Raw genomic sequence first — 2,530 nt, forward strand, 5'->3', positions numbered from 1 at the left:
TCTTATAAATCTCTCTAGTAGTTATTCCGTTCCAAGCTGTTTTTGCTATTGCCAAGGTTATTTTTTCTGCCAATTTATCACTTGCGCCGGCACGCTTTAGAGCATTTATGATTTTCCCCAAATTAAGAAACTCGTATTCACCATTGGATTTTTTAACTTTTATGTGTGCCATACATCATAATTATATCATATAATATATTATCACCAAAAGTTCCAAGATTAACCATGTATAAATAAATAATAAAATAGTTTATTTTTTAAATACAGCTTTTACAAATTAAAAAAGCTCCGAATATTCGGAGCTATATTTTTGATTTTTTAGCCAGAGGAAAAGGTTGGACCTTTGTTGCCGGAGCCACATCCGCCACAGCCACTGGAGCCACATCCGCTTGTCTTTGGACCAGGCAAATGCTTCTTTTTGTTCTGTTTTGCCTTATCGTCAGAACAATTCCCGCAACTATTCGAGTCACATCCGCACTCATCACATTTACATCCCGTAGCGCGAGTGCATCCACATTCGCACTGAAAGTCAGCACAGCCATGATTAGGGCAATGCTTCGGCCAACCATTCTTTTTGATATTGACCCTTAGAGCTTCCCACTCATACCCGCATTTGTTACAAGTAAATTTACATACATCCTTTGCCATATTCTTCCTCCTTTGGTATGATTGCCGGACTTCCACAAAAAGGACATTCATATGCATCCTTATTGGACTCAAATTTTTCCCCACAATTACTACATTTAAAAGTACGAAGACTACATTTTACCTTCGGTGCTTCGGGTTCCTTCTGCCAGTTCTTAGCACTACTTTTCCGAGCCATTTGCACCTCACATCTATAATTTAATACATTTTGGCTAAAAATGCAAGAAGTGCTATTATAATGTTATGAGGATTAATAAATACATAGCGCTTTTTGGTGATTTCAGCCGACGTGAAGCCGATCGGCTAATTGAAGATGGAAGGGTGTTGATTGATGGGGAAAAAGCTGAGCTCGGAGATAAAGTTGCCTCAAATAGCGAAGTTTTTGTAAATGGTAAAAAAATAGCCGGAAAAGAATACGCCTCTTTGGCTTATAATAAACCAAAAGACATAGTCACCAGCTCTCCTCACCGCGGACAAAAATCAATTGCCGATATTTTTGATTATCCGGTGAGGGTGCATCCCATTGGTCGTCTAGATAAAAATAGCCACGGTTTGATACTGCTTACAAACGACCCGCGCCTTACTAATAAAATTTTGGGGTGGGAAAAAGAGTACGAGGTAGAGGTCGATAATCAAATTACGCAAGATTTTTTAGATAAAATGAAAGTTGGAGTAATAATTTCAACTGAAAAAGGATATTATAAAACAAAACCGGTTTCAATTAAAAAAATCAGTTCTAAAATTTTTTCTATTATTCTAAAAGAAGGTAAAAAACGTCAAATCCGTTTAATGTGTCGGGCGCTTGGATACAGAGTATGCGATTTGAAGCGGGTGCGGATTGGAAAAATTAAATTAGACGGTCTGGGAATAAATGAATATAAAAAAATAGCGCTATAGAAGGCGCTATTTAAAATTTGTTATTCTCAAATATTAAATTATTTCTTATATTGAGCAACCAATCCGTTTGCGATTGAGAGAACAGTGGCAAATAAAAGCGCCCACCAAAAATTGGCAATACTGAAACCGGTAATCAAATAATCAGCCAACATTACAATCGCCGCGTTTATTACTATGGTAAAAAGTCCCAAGGTAAGTATATTTATCGGCAAAGTCAAAAAAATTAAAAGCGGTTTTAGAAGCGCGCTTAGAAGACCAATGACTACGGCGACAATTAGGGCCATCCAAAAACTTTCTACCCCAACGCCAGGAATGATATATGCCATTGCGAATATCACAACAGCGTTTATGAGCCAGTTAACAAGTAAAAACATAATGTTTTTGTTTAATAATAAAATTGATTTATTAGTCTATTAATAGTATACCATAAATCAAGAAATATGTTTTAAAATAAAAAAACCACCTCGTAAAAGGTGGTATGTGACGCAATTTAGATGATTTCTAGAGATCCTACTAGATATAGATTCTCATCAACAACAGCAAACCATTTATTAAGACCTGATTTAATTTCATCAAAAGTGCAATCAATCATTTTTAATTCGCGATATTGATTGAATCTTGGGGAACTTAACATGAGCGTTAGTTTTCTATTGAGACGGTCGGCACTTACTCCGACGATAGAACAAAAAAGTTCGTTTAACTCTGTGCCCTTGGAGGTAAAACAGACTTTTCTATCTATCAGTAATTGTAGTTTTTTTGAACTCAAAAGCTCATGTAGAAACCTCATAGTATCCATTTCGCGCCTCCTGGAAAGGAACCGTTAATAAATTTATCATAATTTTAATATTTTGTCAATAACAAAAGTTCGGCTTTTTACCGAACTTTTGTTGCGCAATTGCGCTGAGATTTTAAAAACTTTTATTTTTTCTTTTTAGCAGAAACTTTTTTTGCAACTGCTTTTGTTTTTGTTTTTTCTTTTTTCTGAGCT

At 35.6% G+C, this 2,530-nt stretch carries 5 protein-coding genes and 1 pseudogene (1 of these 6 running past the window's edge); 1 reads left to right on the forward strand and 5 read right to left on the reverse strand.

From position 1 onward, the window contains the following. The 3 genes and pseudogenes from COU51_00360 to COU51_00370 all read right to left on the reverse strand — a co-directional run. Positions 1–172: pseudogene (locus COU51_00360) on the reverse strand (hypothetical protein); it reaches 89 nt to the left of the window's first position. A 130-nt stretch (positions 173–302) separates the two neighbouring features. Then, on the reverse strand, positions 303–569 hold the full coding sequence (locus COU51_00365) for a hypothetical protein (GenBank protein PIR67112.1): 267 nt from the start codon (positions 567–569) through the stop codon (positions 303–305). Between the two features lie 59 nt (positions 570–628). After that, positions 629–823 (reverse strand): hypothetical protein, encoded by a 195-nt coding sequence (locus tag COU51_00370; protein PIR67113.1) that lies wholly within the window; start codon positions 821–823, stop codon positions 629–631. Between the two features lie 65 nt (positions 824–888). On the opposite strand from COU51_00370, the gene COU51_00375 reads away from it, so the two are divergent. Further along, the gene (locus COU51_00375) at positions 889–1,542 is read left to right on the forward strand and encodes a 23S rRNA pseudouridine synthase F (GenBank protein ID PIR67114.1); all 654 of its coding nucleotides are present in this window, start codon (positions 889–891) and stop codon (positions 1,540–1,542) included. A 38-nt stretch (positions 1,543–1,580) separates the two neighbouring features. Here the strand turns inward: COU51_00375 and COU51_00380 are convergent, their stop codons facing one another. Then, positions 1,581–1,916: a hypothetical protein gene (locus tag COU51_00380; GenBank protein ID PIR67115.1), complete on the reverse strand. Its 336-nt coding sequence runs from the start codon at positions 1,914–1,916 to the stop codon at positions 1,581–1,583. A 116-nt stretch (positions 1,917–2,032) separates the two neighbouring features. Further along, the gene (locus COU51_00385; GenBank protein ID PIR67116.1) at positions 2,033–2,338 is read right to left on the reverse strand and encodes a hypothetical protein; all 306 of its coding nucleotides are present in this window, start codon (positions 2,336–2,338) and stop codon (positions 2,033–2,035) included. Positions 2,339–2,530: the final 192 nt, after the last annotated feature.

Source organism: Parcubacteria group bacterium CG10_big_fil_rev_8_21_14_0_10_36_14 (genome assembly GCA_002772895.1).
Taxonomy (GTDB): domain Bacteria; phylum Patescibacteriota; class Patescibacteriia.

Excerpts from the sequence above, each read along its gene's own strand:
- COU51_00365 (PIR67112.1), bottom strand. The coding sequence starts at position 569 with ATGGTTGGCCGAAGCATTGCCCTAATCATGGCTGTGCTGACTTTCAGT.
- COU51_00370 (PIR67113.1), bottom strand. The coding sequence starts at position 823 with ATGGCTCGGAAAAGTAGTGCTAAGAACTGGCAGAAGGAACCCGAAGCA.
- COU51_00375 (PIR67114.1), top strand. The coding sequence starts at position 889 with ATGAGGATTAATAAATACATAGCGCTTTTTGGTGATTTCAGCCGACGT.
- COU51_00380 (PIR67115.1), bottom strand. The coding sequence starts at position 1,916 with ATGTTTTTACTTGTTAACTGGCTCATAAACGCTGTTGTGATATTCGCA.
- COU51_00385 (PIR67116.1), bottom strand. The coding sequence starts at position 2,338 with ATGGATACTATGAGGTTTCTACATGAGCTTTTGAGTTCAAAAAAACTA.